Source organism: Enterobacter cloacae complex sp. IR5459 (assembly GCF_049238005.1).
Taxonomy (GTDB): domain Bacteria; phylum Pseudomonadota; class Gammaproteobacteria; order Enterobacterales; family Enterobacteriaceae; genus Enterobacter; species Enterobacter hormaechei_C.
Map to the genome: position 1 here is coordinate 411,608 of NZ_JBMKIG010000002.1, position 13,604 is coordinate 425,211.

The 13,604-nt window shown below is 59.5% G+C and carries 12 protein-coding genes and 2 pseudogenes; 7 read left to right on the plus strand and 7 right to left on the minus strand.

The annotated features are described in order from the left end of the window. Positions 1–16 precede the first annotated feature (16 nt). Positions 17–1,696: an acetolactate synthase AlsS gene (gene alsS / locus ACOTX4_RS05415; RefSeq protein WP_003858847.1), complete on the minus strand. Its 1,680-nt coding sequence runs from the start codon at positions 1,694–1,696 to the stop codon at positions 17–19. 13 nt (positions 1,697–1,709) lie between these two features. Next, positions 1,710–2,489: an acetolactate decarboxylase gene (gene budA, locus ACOTX4_RS05420; RefSeq protein ID WP_003858848.1), complete on the minus strand. Its 780-nt coding sequence runs from the start codon at positions 2,487–2,489 to the stop codon at positions 1,710–1,712. A 105-nt stretch (positions 2,490–2,594) separates the two neighbouring features. Here budA and ACOTX4_RS05425 point away from each other — a divergent pair, with 105 nt between their 5' ends. Both ACOTX4_RS05425 and ACOTX4_RS05430 read left to right on the plus strand, forming a co-directional pair. Next, positions 2,595–3,476: a LysR family transcriptional regulator gene (locus tag ACOTX4_RS05425; protein ID WP_022650550.1), complete on the plus strand. Its 882-nt coding sequence runs from the start codon at positions 2,595–2,597 to the stop codon at positions 3,474–3,476. A 290-nt stretch (positions 3,477–3,766) separates the two neighbouring features. Further along, positions 3,767–3,961: a hypothetical protein gene (locus ACOTX4_RS05430; RefSeq protein WP_023315576.1), complete on the plus strand. Its 195-nt coding sequence runs from the start codon at positions 3,767–3,769 to the stop codon at positions 3,959–3,961. Positions 3,962–4,184: 223 nt separating this feature from the next. Here ACOTX4_RS05430 and ACOTX4_RS05435 read toward each other — a convergent pair whose 3' ends face one another. Together ACOTX4_RS05435 and ACOTX4_RS05440 are read right to left on the minus strand one after the other, a co-directional pair. Then, on the minus strand, positions 4,185–4,853 hold the full coding sequence (locus tag ACOTX4_RS05435) for an epoxyqueuosine reductase QueH (RefSeq protein WP_023296073.1): 669 nt from the start codon (positions 4,851–4,853) through the stop codon (positions 4,185–4,187). A 368-nt stretch (positions 4,854–5,221) separates the two neighbouring features. Further along, positions 5,222–5,374 (minus strand): annotated as a pseudogene (locus ACOTX4_RS05440) (ketopantoate reductase C-terminal domain-containing protein); the annotation flags it as partial. Between ACOTX4_RS05440 and ACOTX4_RS05445 the strand changes: the two are divergent. From ACOTX4_RS05445 to ACOTX4_RS05460, 4 genes and pseudogenes are all read left to right on the plus strand, one after another. Continuing rightward, positions 5,370–5,593: pseudogene (locus tag ACOTX4_RS05445) on the plus strand (glutamate-cysteine ligase family protein); the annotation flags it as partial. The pseudogenes ACOTX4_RS05440 and ACOTX4_RS05445 overlap by 5 nt on opposite strands. Positions 5,594–5,936: 343 nt before the next feature. Then, complete coding sequence (locus tag ACOTX4_RS05450) at positions 5,937–6,428, plus strand: Hcp family type VI secretion system effector (RefSeq protein WP_003858859.1); 492 nt, start codon at positions 5,937–5,939, stop codon at positions 6,426–6,428. Positions 6,429–6,438: 10 nt separating this feature from the next. Continuing rightward, positions 6,439–6,795 (plus strand): tlde1 domain-containing protein, encoded by a 357-nt coding sequence (locus ACOTX4_RS05455; RefSeq protein ID WP_006809708.1) that lies wholly within the window; start codon positions 6,439–6,441, stop codon positions 6,793–6,795. Beyond that, entirely contained in the window at positions 6,792–7,226 is a 435-nt protein-coding gene (locus ACOTX4_RS05460) for a hypothetical protein (RefSeq protein WP_045332424.1), read from the plus strand. The genes ACOTX4_RS05455 and ACOTX4_RS05460 overlap by 4 nt, the downstream gene beginning before the upstream one ends. A 52-nt stretch (positions 7,227–7,278) precedes the next feature. Here the strand turns inward: ACOTX4_RS05460 and ACOTX4_RS05465 are convergent, their stop codons facing one another. After that, entirely contained in the window at positions 7,279–8,169 is an 891-nt protein-coding gene (locus ACOTX4_RS05465) for an oxidoreductase (protein ID WP_045332425.1), read from the minus strand. A 105-nt stretch (positions 8,170–8,274) separates the two neighbouring features. On the opposite strand from ACOTX4_RS05465, the gene ACOTX4_RS05470 reads away from it, so the two are divergent. After that, positions 8,275–9,396, plus strand: a complete 1,122-nt coding sequence (locus tag ACOTX4_RS05470; RefSeq protein WP_003858868.1) for a YbdK family carboxylate-amine ligase — start codon at positions 8,275–8,277, stop codon at positions 9,394–9,396. Here ACOTX4_RS05470 and ACOTX4_RS05475 read toward each other — a convergent pair. After that, the gene (locus ACOTX4_RS05475) at positions 9,326–12,481 is read right to left on the minus strand and encodes an efflux RND transporter permease subunit (RefSeq protein WP_063938031.1); all 3,156 of its coding nucleotides are present in this window, start codon (positions 12,479–12,481) and stop codon (positions 9,326–9,328) included. The genes ACOTX4_RS05470 and ACOTX4_RS05475 overlap by 71 nt on opposite strands. 9 nt (positions 12,482–12,490) lie before the next feature. After that, entirely contained in the window at positions 12,491–13,555 is a 1,065-nt protein-coding gene (locus ACOTX4_RS05480; protein ID WP_045332428.1) for an efflux RND transporter periplasmic adaptor subunit, read from the minus strand. Positions 13,556–13,604: the final 49 nt, after the last annotated feature.

A 13,604-nucleotide genomic window follows, 5' to 3' on the forward strand; every position in this document is an offset into this window, starting at 1 on the left:
CTGTCCTTATATTGATTCACAAAATCTGGCTGAGATGGAGCTGGCCCATCAGCAGCGGGTTATCGCTGTAGTCGACGGGAATGGCCACCACGGCCGGGCCATCGACATCCATTGCCGCACGCAGCGTCGGTTCGAGCGCATCGGCGCTCTCGACGGCAAAGCCTTTCGCACCGAACGCGTCGGCATAGGCTTTGAAATCGACCGGGCCGAACTCCACGCCGGAGAGACGCTGATATTTTTTCTCCTCCTGGATGGCCACCATGTTGTAGGCGTTATCCACCCAGATGATGTGCAGAATATTGGCGTTGAGGCGTACGGCGGTTTCCAGCTCCATGCTCGACTGCAAAAAGCCGCCGTCCCCGGAGACCGACACCACCTTGCGCCCCGGGTTGACCAGCCACGCGCCAATCGCCCACGGCAGCGCCACGCCCATGGTCTGCTGACCGTTGGAGATCATCACCTGACGCGCGCGGAAGCTGTAGAGGTAGCGGGCGATCCAGATGTGGAAGCTGCCCATGTCGACGGTGAGCGTCACGTCGTTGTTCACGATGTCCTGCATGGCGCGCACGATGCGCAGCGGATGCAGGGCAAACTGGTTAAGCGATGCGCCGCGACGGTCGAGGAGGTCCCGCTGATGCTGGCGATCGACAAGAATTTCCGAGGCGCGCTGGCTGAGTTCAAGCTTGTGCTCGATTCGGCTGGCAAGCAAATTCAGCGTGGCGGCAATATCCCCAACCAGTTCCAGATCGGGAACATACTTGCGCTCCTCATAGGCGGGCAGCACGTCAATGTGCACCAGGGTGGCGTCGCCGCTGTTCCACATGGACGGCTCGTATTCCACCGGGCTGTAACCGATACAGATGATCAGATCCGCCAGATGCAGGAGCCGATCGCCCGCCTGGTTGTTAAACAGACCGACGCGTCCGGCGAAGCGGGTGAAGTGTTCCTGATTCACCGCCCCGGCGGCCTGATAGGTGCTGGTGACCGGAATACGGCTTCTCTCCAGCAGTTTATGCAGCGCGGCGCTGTTGGCGGGCTGGCTGGCCATCAGGCCGAGTAAGATGACCGGGTTTTTGGCCTTCGCGATAAGCTTCGCCACCTCGTTGATGGCTGACTCCGGCGCCGGGCCCATCAGCGCCGCAGTGCTGGCGGGTAAAATCGCCCCCGTGGTGGGCTGGTCGACAATATCCTGCGGCAGGCTGACAAACGCCCCGCCCGGCCTGCCCTGCTCGGCAGCGCGAAACGCGTTCGACACCACCTCGGCAATCGCGTCAGGCGAATTGACCTCCACGGCGTATTTGGTCACCGGGCTGAACATGGCGACGGTATCCATGCTCTGGTGCACCAGCTTCGCTTTATCTGCCCGCTTCACCGCCCCGCCCAGCGCGACCACCGGGTCACCTTCGCTGTTGGCGGTGGCGATGCCGGTGATCAGGTTGGAGCAGCCCGGCCCGGAGGTGACCAGCGCGACTCCGGCCTTGCCGGTTAACCGCCCCACTGCCGCCGCCATAAACGCCGCGTTCGCCTCGTGACGCACCGGGATAATCTCGATGGAGGAGTCCAGCAGGGAGTCAAAGACCTTGTCGATTTTTGCGCCCGGTATGCCGAACACCTGCTTCACACCCTGCGCTTCCAGCTGGCCGACAACCATATCGGCGCCGTGCGCCCACTGACGTGACTGTTTTTCACTGTTCACGGTAGTTCTCCTGTTAGTTTTCGACGGCGCGGATAGCCGCATCAAGGTTGCTGGGGTGCAGGTTGGCCTGTAAAAACGCGCTGTCGGCGGGCAGGTCAATCATCAGCTTGTGGATTTCGCCGAAGGTGAGCACGCCGTTCTCCAGCTGATAGTCGAGCAGATGGCCGCCGCCCTGTCGGTCGTCGGTGATAAAGTGCTCGTGATAGCCCGCCACGTTTATCCCCTGCATATGCTGCGGGGTGCGGAACCCGACCAGCACGCCCTCGCGCTGGTTAAAGCGGAACACCGGCTGGTCATCCAGCACGTCGGTCATCGCCCGGTACGGCGGCGTCTGGCGCGGTACGGTGCGGGTGTGCGCGTGGCGGAAATTGCCGTCGATGCGCAGCGCGCAGAACAGGTTATCGGAGGGGATTTGCTGGTCGATCACGTCGTGGATCTGCTGACGGCTGACCGGCCCGTCGAAGGTTTTGCGGTACTGCGGCTGGAACCAGGTCATCACCGCGAACGGCGTTTTTTGCTCCGGCTTCGCGGCGCGGGCGCTGCCGTCGGCGCGCAGCTGGTACACCTGGCTGCTGAAGGCAATCATTTCACCGTCCAGCTCGTTAAAGGTACCGAGCCCAAAATCGCCGTGCGCCAGCAGGTCGGCGATGGTGGTCTCCCCTTCGTAGACGCCGCTTAGCAGGGCGCTCATTAGCGATGTCTGATAGATCACGCTGTCAGGATGCTGAGCCGAGAACCCGCGCAGGGTCTCGCATAAACTCGCCTCACAGTCGCATGCAGATGAATGCATCATCATGCCCGTCCTCTTCAACTTTATTTATAAAGGTTAAATAAATGTTGACCCGATTCAGCAGAGAGTTCCAATATAGAATCCATGCTGGTTTGAGACGTTTTTGATATGGAACTTCGTTATCTGCGCTATTTTGTCGCGGTAGCACGCGAGCGACACTTCACCAGGGCGGCCAAAGCGCTGGGTATTTCACAGCCTCCTCTGAGTCAGCAGATCAAACGGCTCGAAGAGGAAGTGGGCACGCCGCTGTTCAGGCGCCTGACGCGGGGCGTGGAGCTGACCGAGGCGGGAGAAGCCTTCTATGAGGACGCCTGTAAGATCCTGGCGCTGAGCGACGCCGCGCTGGAGAAAGCCCGGGGCATCGCGCGCGGGCTGAACGGCAGCCTGTCGATTGGCATCACCAGTTCAGATGCTTTTCATCCCAAAATCTTCGCCCTGATACGCCAGTTTCAGGTACAGAACATGGCGGTGCAGGTTCACCAGGTGGAAGCCAATATGTCGTCGCTGACGACGATGCTGGCGGAGGGTGAGCTGGATATCGCCTTTGTGCGCCTGCCGTGCGAGAGCAGCAAGGTGTTCGAGCTAAAAATCCTCGACCGGGAGCCGATGGTGGTGGCGCTGCATCGCGATCATCCCCTGGCGGCGTGTGGCGATCTGGCGCTGGAGGAGCTGCGGGATACGCCGGTGGTGCTGTTTCCCCAGGAGGTCGCGCCGGGGCTGTATGACCGCGTTTACGGCAGCTGCGAGCGGGCCGGGATCGATATGCAACACACGCTGCAATCTTCACAACTTTCCTCTTCCCTGAGCATGGTCTCCGCGGGCGGCGGATTCGCGCTGGTGCCGAAATCCATGGCCGCTATTTCTCCGCCGAATGTCACCTACCATGCGCTGCGCTCACCGGAGCTTTATACCGATATCGCGCTCTGCTGGCGGCGTTTTGAGCGTTCGCGGACGGTGAAGCGGTTTCTGGCGATGATGAGCGAGGGGTAGCTACGGTGTGGCTGTGCCCGGCGGCGCTGCGCTTGCGCGGGCCTACGGTTCGTGTCGCGGGTTGGTTGGCTTGTTGGCGGTTTTGTAGGCCGGGTAAGGCGCAGCCGCCACCCGGCAATGCCCTTTGGAAGCCGCCTCGCAAACTTTTAAGCAACCTTATGTAATTCAGGGGCATCCCTTTTCATCCCTTCTCCGCGGTCGTAAAGTGCCTGCGTTGCGGCACATCCGTAACCGGGCGTAGGAACCCGTTAGCATGACATGACATTTTTTTTGGACAACGAGGATGCTAAATGGCGACTACCCCTGGATTTTCATACGTACACGCTGAAGAAAGCGCTGTTCATCACCTTCTTCACCTGCAACTTCCCGATTCTGCGGATCTCTTTGAACTGGCTGGCACCTGTGCGGCGTACGTGAGCGTACTGGTGGAAATGGACGATGCGGTGACATTTTCTACGCTCTGTAAGCAACTGCTGGGTTGTTAGCGGAGTTTGTGAAGGAGCCTTATATAACGGCTCACTGAGTCGGCCTTACACAAAGGACAACGTTGTTTGATGAATGACGGTTAAGAGCGTTCAGCAGGCTTCGATGCCAGATCGACTTTCAGCCATCTCATGACTAAAAATTACTGTTCGTGCCGGGTGGGGCATGCAATTGTTAGAGGAATGCACAGGAAGGCGGTCACGCCACAGAGGGCGTGACATAAAATCAGGCCTGGTCGTCTTCTTTACCGTAGTAAAGCTTACCGATCTGAATGAGAGGACGGCCCTGGGATTTGCGGTGCAGGTTGCTGTCACGCAGTGAATAAACGCAGCCGCAGTATTCCTGCTGGTAGAACTGCTCGCGCTTGCTGATTTCAATCATGCGCGACGAACCGCCCTGTTTCCGCCAGTTATAGTCCCAATAGACCATACCCGGATAGTGGGCGGCGGCTCGCTGACCGCAGTCGTTGATTTGCTGCATATTTTTCCAGCGAGAGATGCCCAGTGAGCTGCTAATCACGTTGAAGCCATTTTCAGCGGCGTAAAGCGCAGTCCGCTCAAAGCGCATGTCAAAACACATGGTGCAGCGAATGCCGCGCTCGGGTTCCCATTCCATGCCTTTGGCGCGCTCAAACCAGTTATCTGTATCGTAATCCGCATCGATAAACGGTACGCCGTGCTGTTCGGCAAAGCGAATATTCTCATCCTTACGAATCAGATACTCTTTCTGCGGATGAATGTTCGGATTGTAGAAGAAGATGGTGTAGTCGATCCCTGAGGCCTGGATCGCCTCCATTACCTCACCAGAACACGGAGCGCAACAGGAGTGCAGCAGCAGTTTATCAGCCCCGTTTGGGAGTTCTAGTTTAGGGCGTTTGAAATCAGCGGTAGTCATAATTTATTTGATGAGGTAATGAGGACTGAAAACAGTGTAGCATCAGAGCTGTGCTATCGGGAATGGCGGCCAGTCTCATACATATCCCGCAATGCCTGTTATTGACACATAGCGGACGCATCTTTCACACGTTTCTATATAACCTGGTTAGCAAAACTATCTCCGCTGCACTTCTTCTCAGCAAGCAATTCCTGAATACGCTACGCAACTTAAACAAATATTTCAGACCAAGATAGATCAGGCACGTTAACGCTGGATCATATGCGCGCTGGCGAAGCGTTTTGGTTTGCCGGTGAGTGCGTTTGTAGGGAACTGATGCGAGGTTTTCACCCAGACCAATTCCCCAGACGTTAATACCACTATCTCTCTCACCCCGGCCCCTCGCTCCCCGCCGCCAGCAGCGGCACCACCACATCGCTGACGGGCACCGCAATCCCGTGCCTGCGGCCATAGCGCTGGATCACGCCGTTGCGTATGTCCCACTCCATCAGGAGATCCGCCTGACGGTCGGACAGGATCGACAGCATTAAAGATCTGCACTGGGACATTCGCCCCAGCCCGCACATTAGCACCATGCAGGTGCGGTCGACGGATAAGCCGCTGACGCTCAACAACGCGATTAATATCGCCTGGCTGATCCAGGCCACGTCACACTGGCTGCTGACCACGCGGCCTTATAAGCATCAGGAACGGGATTTTCTGCGGTACCTCTTTACCGTTTTCAGGTGTGTCGCTACGGATAGGTGGATATTCAGACGAGCCGTTATGCGTTTTTAAACAATTAATAAAGAGTCAAATAGACAGAATACCCAATAAACATTCAAGTATTTATTACATCTTCAATTAATATTCACTTAATTATTATTTAAGCAAAACCACCGTATTAATCATTAACAATTTATCCAGATCCAAACCATAAGCCCCCATACTTTCTTAATTTGCATCAACGAAACCGCAGATCGTTTTATATCCACCCTGTACAAAATTGACGGCCAATTTTGTACGCGCTAGCGTTGCACTAGTTACGTAACTAGATAAACCATAAGGTCTTTTCAGGATTTCCTTAAATGGAGTTTTAAACAAATGGCTATTCCAGCTTATTTATGGCTTAAAGATGACGGCGGCGCTGATATAAAAGGCTCTGTCGATATATATGGACGTGAAGGAAGCATCGAGATTATCGCCTTAAATCACGGCATAATGCAGCCCACGGACAAGCATAACGGCAAGGCGACAAGTCTTCGCATCCATTCCCCCTATTCTTTCGATAAAGAGATCGACGCTTCCAGCCCCTATTTGTACAAGGCTGTTAGCACGGGCCAGAAGCTAAAATCCGCAGAGATAAAGTTTTACCGTATCAACGATGCTGGTCAGGAAGTGGAATATTTTTCCACCCTTCTGGAAGGCGTGAAGATCGCCAGCGTCTGTCCAATGATGCTTGATATCAAAGATCCTGACTATGAGAAGCATAACCATCTTGAGCTGGTAGAGCTGCTCTATGAAAAAATTACCTGGCGCTACGTGGACGGTAACATCATGCATTCAGATAGCTGGAATGACCGTAAGACGGCATAAGGAGAACATTATGGGATGGAAGTATGAGCAATCAACTGGCAAGATGTATAAAGACGGCAAATTAATTGAGACAGGATATTCCGGTGCCCTTACCAATAAAAATAATCCGGACCGTCAGCATGTGAAGGGTCTGGGTCCATTGCCGCGCGGAACATATAAAATTGCGGGACATTCGAATTCTAAAGGACCCATTACCATTATCCTTGAGCAAACTTCGGGAGAGAGTTTTGGTCGTTCAGAGTTCCGCATTCATGGTGACCATAAGTACGGTCCAGCCGGATTTGCTTCGGAGGGGTGCATTATTCTCTCACTGTCAACGCGACGTAAAATCCTTCGTGACGGCGGTGAGCTTGAGGTAGTGCGATGAAATATCCAATCGTCCTGGTGCTTTGTGCGCTCACTGTCCCAGCCATTGCAGCCTGCACTGACTGGCCATCAGCACTTCATGGAATCGCCTCAGGTGACACACACTGGATTGAGCAAGCCCCAACGCTGGCTGCCACGGCTGACGCCAGGCAGGCGCAACTGCTGGAGGATGCTTTGGCCGCAGCGCTCACAACAAACACCAGCGCCACACTGAAAGCGCTCCAGACCATTGACGCGGGAAAGTGGCCGCACATGGTTGGCAGCGATATCGTCTGCACGCCGCCTCTAGAGAAATCCCCCGCCGAAGTCGACGCGTTCTATCAGCGCACCCGCCGGGCGCTGCTGGATACGGTTGAGGGTGCTCAGTGCCTCTGGATCCTGGAAGCAACAATGGAAGAGCTAAACGCTGAGAAAGCCCGTCAGGGTAAGTAAGAGAGTTACCCGGCGCACAACGGCCGGGTCTTCCTTCTCGCCAGACCCTGGCTCACCCCGGCCCCTCACTCCCCGCCGCCAGCAGCGGCACCACCACGTCGCTGACGGGCACCGCAATCCCGTGCCTGCGGCCATAGCGCTGGATCACGCCGTTGCGGATGTCCCACTCCATCGGGCGATCCGCCTGGCGGTCAGCGAGAATCGACGTACCTAAATCCACGGGCGCGCGTTGGAAGTTCGCCAGGATCTCCTCCGCCACCGCATCGTCCAGCTTCGCCCCTTCGGCGCGGGAGACGGTCAGCCCCTCGCGCAGGTAGGCCAGCGCCAGCTCGCTGATATCCTCGCGCCTGAACATCCCGGCGCGGCGATTGGCCAGCACCATCAGCCCGGCGACCGCGTTTTGCAGCAGCTTGCGCCAGGCAACGGTAGTGAAATCTGTCGAGAACTCAACGTCACAGCGCGTGCCGCGAAGCGCCTCCACCACCCGCTGCGCCTGCGGCACGTCCGGCAGCGTAAGGCGCGGTTTGGCGCGCAGCCAGACGGAGGCATCCGGCTCGCGCTGGGCAGGGAACCAGACCACCGAGGGCAGTACCGTTGCGCCATTAACCAAAGGCGCAAGCTGGGCTTTCTGCTCCACGCCGTTTTGCAGCGCGCAGACCACGGTGTTTTCATCGCACAGGGCACGCAGCCACCCGGCGCTGTCGGCATTTTGTGTCGTTTTGACCGCCAAAAAAACGAGGTCAACGGGGCGCGTAATGACGCTGGGATCGGTGAGTACCGGACCGGGCACCACAGTTTCACCCTCATCATGACGCAGGCGCAGTTCCGGATGCGCGGTGCGACCACACAGCAGCGGCGTGCGGCCCGCTTCATGCAGCACCGCGGCGATGGTGGTCCCAATCGCACCGGGTCCTGTCAGCGCAATGGTTGGATAGTCAGACATGGGTCACTCCCCTTTTGCTAAGCCTGCTATCAGTTATACCACCCTGAAAAGAGCGCGCCACGCCCATTGTCTATACTCAATTCATAACAGACAACGGAGTGCGCCATGCCCTTACCCGACTTCAAATCCTCTGAACCTTATACCCTCGGCATTGAGCTCGAACTCCAGGTGGTTAACCCGCCGGGTTACGATCTGAGCCAGGACTCCTCTGCCCTCATCGCCGCCGTCAAAGACGACATCAAAGGGGGCGAAGTCAAACACGACATCACCGAAAGCATGCTCGAAATCGCCACCGGCGTGTGCCAGACCATCGACCAGGCGGCGGCGCAGTTCTCAGTGATGCAGCAGAGCATCCTGCGCGCGGCGGCGGAGCATCACATCCAGATCTGCGGCGGCGGGACGCATCCGTTCCAGAAGTGGCAGCGTCAGGAGGTGTGTGACGACGAGCGCTATAACGTCACGCTGGAGCGCTTTGGCTATCTGATTTTGCAGGCAACGGTGTTCGGCCAGCACGTACACGTCGGCTGTCGGACCGGGGACGACGCAATTTATCTGCTGCACGGCCTGTCGCGCTTTGTGCCGCACTTTATCGCCCTGGCCGCCGCATCACCGTATATGCAGGGCACGGACACGAAGTTCGCCTCATCGCGTCTCAACATCTTCTCGGGCTTCCCGGATAACGGACAGATGCCGTGGGTCAACAGCTGGCAGGAGTTCGAGGGGCTGTTCCGCCGCCTGAGCTCCACCAGCATGATCGACAGCATTAAGGATCTGCACTGGGACATCCGCCCCAGCCCGCATTTTGGCACCGTGGAGGTGCGGGTAATGGATACGCCGCTGACGCTCGGCCACGCGATTAACATCGCCGGGCTTATTCAGGCGACGTCGCACTGGCTGTTGACCGCGCGGCCGTATAAGCATCAGGAACGGGATTTTCTGCTGTATCGCTTTAACCGTTTTCAGGCCTGTCGCTACGGGCTGGAAGGCATTCTGACAGACGTGCATACCGGCGAGCACAAAACCGTGGCGGAAGATATCGCCTGGCTGCTGGAGCAGGTTGCGCCGTCCGCCGAGAAGCTCGGCGCGACAAGCGCAATCAAGGAAATTGCCCTGCTGTTAAAGCAGGGCAAGAGCGAGGCGCAGCGCATGCGGGACTTTATCGCCGATGGCGGCTCGCTGATTTCTCTGGTGCAGAAGCACTGTGAGCTGTGGGCGACGAGTCCGTAATGCCGTGGCCCCACTCGCGCAGGCGCTGGAACAGCACGAACAGCGCCGGGATGAACACTATCCCCACCACGGTCGCCACCAGCATGCCGCTGAAGACCGTAGTGCCGATGATGCGGCGGCTCTGGGCACCCGCCCCGGTCGCCAGCATCATCGGCAGGACGCCGATAATGAACGACACGGCGGTCATCATTACCGCGCGGAAGCGGCGCGATGCTCCCTCCCGTGCGGCATCGACAATCGCCATTCCGTCCATGCGCCGGGCGCGGGCAAACTCCACGATAAGAATTGCGTTCTTGGCGGCGAGGGCTATCAGTAGCACCAGACCAATCTGCACGTACACGTCGTTGGCATAGCCCGCCAGCCACAGCCAGACCAGCGCCCCGCCGATGGCGAACAGCACCGAGAGCATCACGCTCGCCGGCAGCGTCCAGCTCTCATACTGGGCGACGAGGAACAGCCACGCCATCACCACCGCCGCCAGCACGATCCATATCGCCTGATTGCCGGTCTGCTGCTCCTGATACGACATGCCGCTCCAGGCGTAGTCGTACCCGGCTGGCAGGTTTTCCGCCAAAATCTCGCCCATCGCCGCCATTGCGGTGCTGCTGCTCACCCCTTCCGCTGCCGAGCCGCTCACCGATACCGACGGGAACTGGTTGTACTGCTGAATAAATGGCGCGCCGACGGTCGGCGTGATGGTGACGAGGTTGCTCAGACGCACCCGCTCGCCGCTGTTGCTGCGCACGAACAGCTCGCTGATTTGCTCCGCGCGCTCGCGCCACTGCATTTCGTTCTGCATCACTACGTGGTAGACGCGGTTGTTGACGCTGAAATCCCCGGCGCGCGTGCCGCCAAAGGCGGTTTGCAGGCTGCTGAAGATGCGTGACACCGGCACGTCGAGGCGGGCCGCGCGCTCGCGGTCAACGGTGAGCGTCATCTGCGGCACGTTGCTGCTCCAGGTGGTGAACACGCGGCTCAGCTGCGGGTGCTGGTTGGCTTTCGCCAGCACCTCACGCGTCACGCGCTCCAGCTCCGCCGGGCTTTGCCCCGCCTGCGCCTGAATGCGCAGGTCAAAGCCGGAGGCGTTGCCCAGCCCCGGCAGCGTCGGCGGCGCAAAGGTCATGATGGTGGCTTCCGGCAGGGCCAGCAGCTGGCGCTGAAGGGTGCCCATCACCTCATCCAGCGGCGGACGCTCGCTCCAGTCTTTGAGCATGATGGAGATAAACCCGCCGTTCGATGCGCTGGTGCCGTTGAGGATGTTAAACCCGGAGACCTGAATCACGTCTTCTACCGCCGGGTTTTTAACGATCAGCTCGCGCGCGGTGGTCATCACCGCTTCGGTGCGCTCCAGCGAGGCTGCCTCCGGCAGTTGGACGCTGGCGAAGAAGTAGCCCTGATCCTCCTGGGGCAGGAAGCCCTTTGGCATCGACATAAAGCTGAATACCACCACCGCCGCCGCGCCTGCGGTGGCCAGCAGCGCCAGCCACGGACGGAGGTTGAACACGCTCACGATCCGGGTGTAAAGCATGCGCGTGGCGTCCAGCCCGCGGTTGAACCCACGGAAAACGGCGGCGGGCTGTGCCGGACGCGGGCGCAGCAGCAGCGCGCAGAGCGCGGGCGTCAGGGTCAGCGCCACCAGGCTTGAGAGCGTGACGGCGGTCGAGAGCGTCACCGCAAACTGGCGGTATAGCTCGCCCACTATCCCTGGCAGGAGCGCCACCGGTACAAACACCGCCAGCAGCACCAGCGTGGTGGCAATCACTGGCCCGGCAATCTGGCGCAGCGCCAGCGCGGTCGCCGCCGTGCGGCTCTGCCCTTCCGCCATCAGGGTTTCGACGCTCTCCACCACCACGATGGCGTCATCCACCACCATGGTCAGCGCCAGAATGATGGCGAACAGGCTCAGCGTATTGGCGGAGTAGCCGAGCGTATAGAGCACCGCGAAGGTGCCCACCAGCGACACCGGAATGGCAAGGGCGACAATCAGCGTCGCGCGCCAGCTTTGCAGGAACAGGGACACCACGACCACCACCGCCAGCATCGTCAGCGCCAGCGAGACGCCAATCTCTTTGATGGTGGCGGCCACAAACGAGGTGGTGTCGAATTTGACTTCATAGACCAGATCGTCCGGGAAGCGCGTGGATAACCGTTCCAGCTCCGCGCGCACCGCATCGGCCACGCGCAGGGCGTTGGCGGACGGCGTCGGGTAGATACCCAAATAGGCGGAGTCATGCCCGTTCAGCTGCGCGCCAGAGCTGTAGCTGCGCGAGCCAAGCTCGATGGTGGCGACGTCCTTCAGGCGCACCAGCTGCCCCATCTCCCCGGCGCGGATAATGATATTGGCAAAGTCGTCGGCCTGGTTTAAGCGCCCCAGCCCGTTAATGGTCAGCGTCTGCTGCTGGCCGTTAAACACCGGCGGCGTGCCGACCTGGCCCGCCGCCCCCTGCACGTTCTGCTCGCGCAGCGCCTGCGCCACGTCATCGCTGGTCACGTTCAGGGCGTTCATGCGGTCCGGCCTCAGCCAGATGCGCATGCTGTAGTCACGTGCGCCAAACATCTGTACCTGCCCGACGCCCGGCAGACGCGACAGCGCCTCGCGCACCTGGGTGCTGGCGTAGTTGCTGACGAACAGCGGCGTGTGGGTGTTGTTCGGTGAGTAAAGGCTTACCCCCATCATCAGGTTGGTGGCGCGCTTGCGCACCTGCACGCCGTTTTGCTGTGCCTCGGTCGGCAGCTGCGCCACGGCCTGCGCCACGCGGTTCTGCACGTCGATGGCGGCGAGATCCGGGTCGGTGCCTGCCGCAAAGGTGATGTTCAGGCTGTACGTGCCTTCGTCAGAACTGGTGGACTCCATATAGAGCATATGATCCACCCCGTTCAGCTGCGTCTCCAGCGGCGTGGCGATGGCCTCCGCCACGTCAGCCGAGCTGGCGCCCGGCCATGACGCTGACACATTCACGACCGGCGGGGTGATCTGCGGGTACTGCTCCACCGGAATAATCCTCAGCGCGATGGCCCCCAGCAGGGTGATGACCAGCGCAATCACCATCGCAAAGCGCGGGCGTTTGATGAAAAACGTCAGCATGATGGCTCCTTAATTCAGTATCTGGACGGCAACGCCTGGCTGCACGCGCTGCGCACCGTCAGTAATCGCTCGCTCACCGGGCTTCACGCCGGAGGCAATCTGGAACTGCTGGCCGATCTGCCCGGCGACCTTCAGCGGACGCATTTCGGCTTTATCCTCGGCGTTAATCACCCAGGCGAAGAACCCGTCGCCATTCTGCTGTACGGCAGCGGCGGGCAGAGTCAGCACCGGTAGCTCGCTTGCCGGACGCAGGTAAACGTTCACATTGCCGCCGGGCAGCAGCTGATGGCGCGGGTTGGCGAACTCGGCGCGCAGCATCACGCTGGCGGTACGCGGGTCGATGCGGTTGTCCACGGAGGTGAGTTCCCCGCTGATGCGCTGGCCGTTGCTGTCAATCAGCGCCTGCCAGGCCTGCTTCATGGCGCTGATATCCGCATGCTGTCCGGCTTTGGTGGCAAACGCGCCCTCTTCCAGCGCAAAGGCGATGCGGATCGGATCGAGCTGCACCACCTCCACCAGCACACCGCTGGCAGGATTCACCAGGCTGCCGACGTGAAAGTTGCTGTGCCCCACGCGTCCGTCAATCGGTGAGGTAATGCGCGTGTAGTTGAGGGTGACGCTGCGGGTCTCGAGCCGGGCTTTCGCCTGCTCCAGCGCGGCGCTCGCTACGTCGCGCTGCATGCGGGCGTTGTCCACGTCGTGGCGGCTGATGGCGTTGCTGCTGCCAAGGCTTTCGAAGCGGGACAGCTGCTGCTGCGCCTGACGCAGCGTGGCTTCGGCGCTTCTCACTTCGGCCTGCGCCAGACGCAGGGCGGCGCGCGGCTCGGCGTCGTCCAGTTCGAACAACACGTCGCCTTTTTTCACATACTGGCCATCGCGGAAGTGGATTCTGGTGATGACGCCTTCCGTACGTGCACGCAGTTCAACGGTGTGGATAGCTTCAATGCGGCCCGGAATTTGGCGCTCGGCGGCGTGGGCGGTTTGCTCCACGGTGGCAACACGCACGGGAATGACTGCGGCGAACGCGGGTTGCAGGGTGCAGGCGAGGAGCGCGAACAGGAGTGGGAATTTCATTAAGAAGTACCTCGGCGTTGTTTTCCCTCACCCCGGCCCTCTCCCACAG

Excerpts from the sequence above, each read along its gene's own strand:
- ACOTX4_RS05435 (WP_023296073.1), bottom strand. The coding sequence starts at position 4,853 with ATGACTACCGCTGATTTCAAACGCCCTAAACTAGAACTCCCAAACGGG.
- budA (WP_003858848.1), bottom strand. The coding sequence starts at position 2,489 with ATGATGCATTCATCTGCATGCGACTGTGAGGCGAGTTTATGCGAGACC.
- ACOTX4_RS05480 (WP_045332428.1), bottom strand. The coding sequence starts at position 13,555 with ATGAAATTCCCACTCCTGTTCGCGCTCCTCGCCTGCACCCTGCAACCC.
- ACOTX4_RS05455 (WP_006809708.1), top strand. The coding sequence starts at position 6,439 with ATGGGATGGAAGTATGAGCAATCAACTGGCAAGATGTATAAAGACGGC.
- ACOTX4_RS05460 (WP_045332424.1), top strand. The coding sequence starts at position 6,792 with ATGAAATATCCAATCGTCCTGGTGCTTTGTGCGCTCACTGTCCCAGCC.
- ACOTX4_RS05425 (WP_022650550.1), top strand. The coding sequence starts at position 2,595 with ATGGAACTTCGTTATCTGCGCTATTTTGTCGCGGTAGCACGCGAGCGA.
- ACOTX4_RS05430 (WP_023315576.1), top strand. The coding sequence starts at position 3,767 with ATGGCGACTACCCCTGGATTTTCATACGTACACGCTGAAGAAAGCGCT.
- ACOTX4_RS05470 (WP_003858868.1), top strand. The coding sequence starts at position 8,275 with ATGCCCTTACCCGACTTCAAATCCTCTGAACCTTATACCCTCGGCATT.
- ACOTX4_RS05450 (WP_003858859.1), top strand. The coding sequence starts at position 5,937 with ATGGCTATTCCAGCTTATTTATGGCTTAAAGATGACGGCGGCGCTGAT.
- ACOTX4_RS05475 (WP_063938031.1), bottom strand. The coding sequence starts at position 12,481 with ATGCTGACGTTTTTCATCAAACGCCCGCGCTTTGCGATGGTGATTGCG.
- ACOTX4_RS05465 (WP_045332425.1), bottom strand. The coding sequence starts at position 8,169 with ATGTCTGACTATCCAACCATTGCGCTGACAGGACCCGGTGCGATTGGG.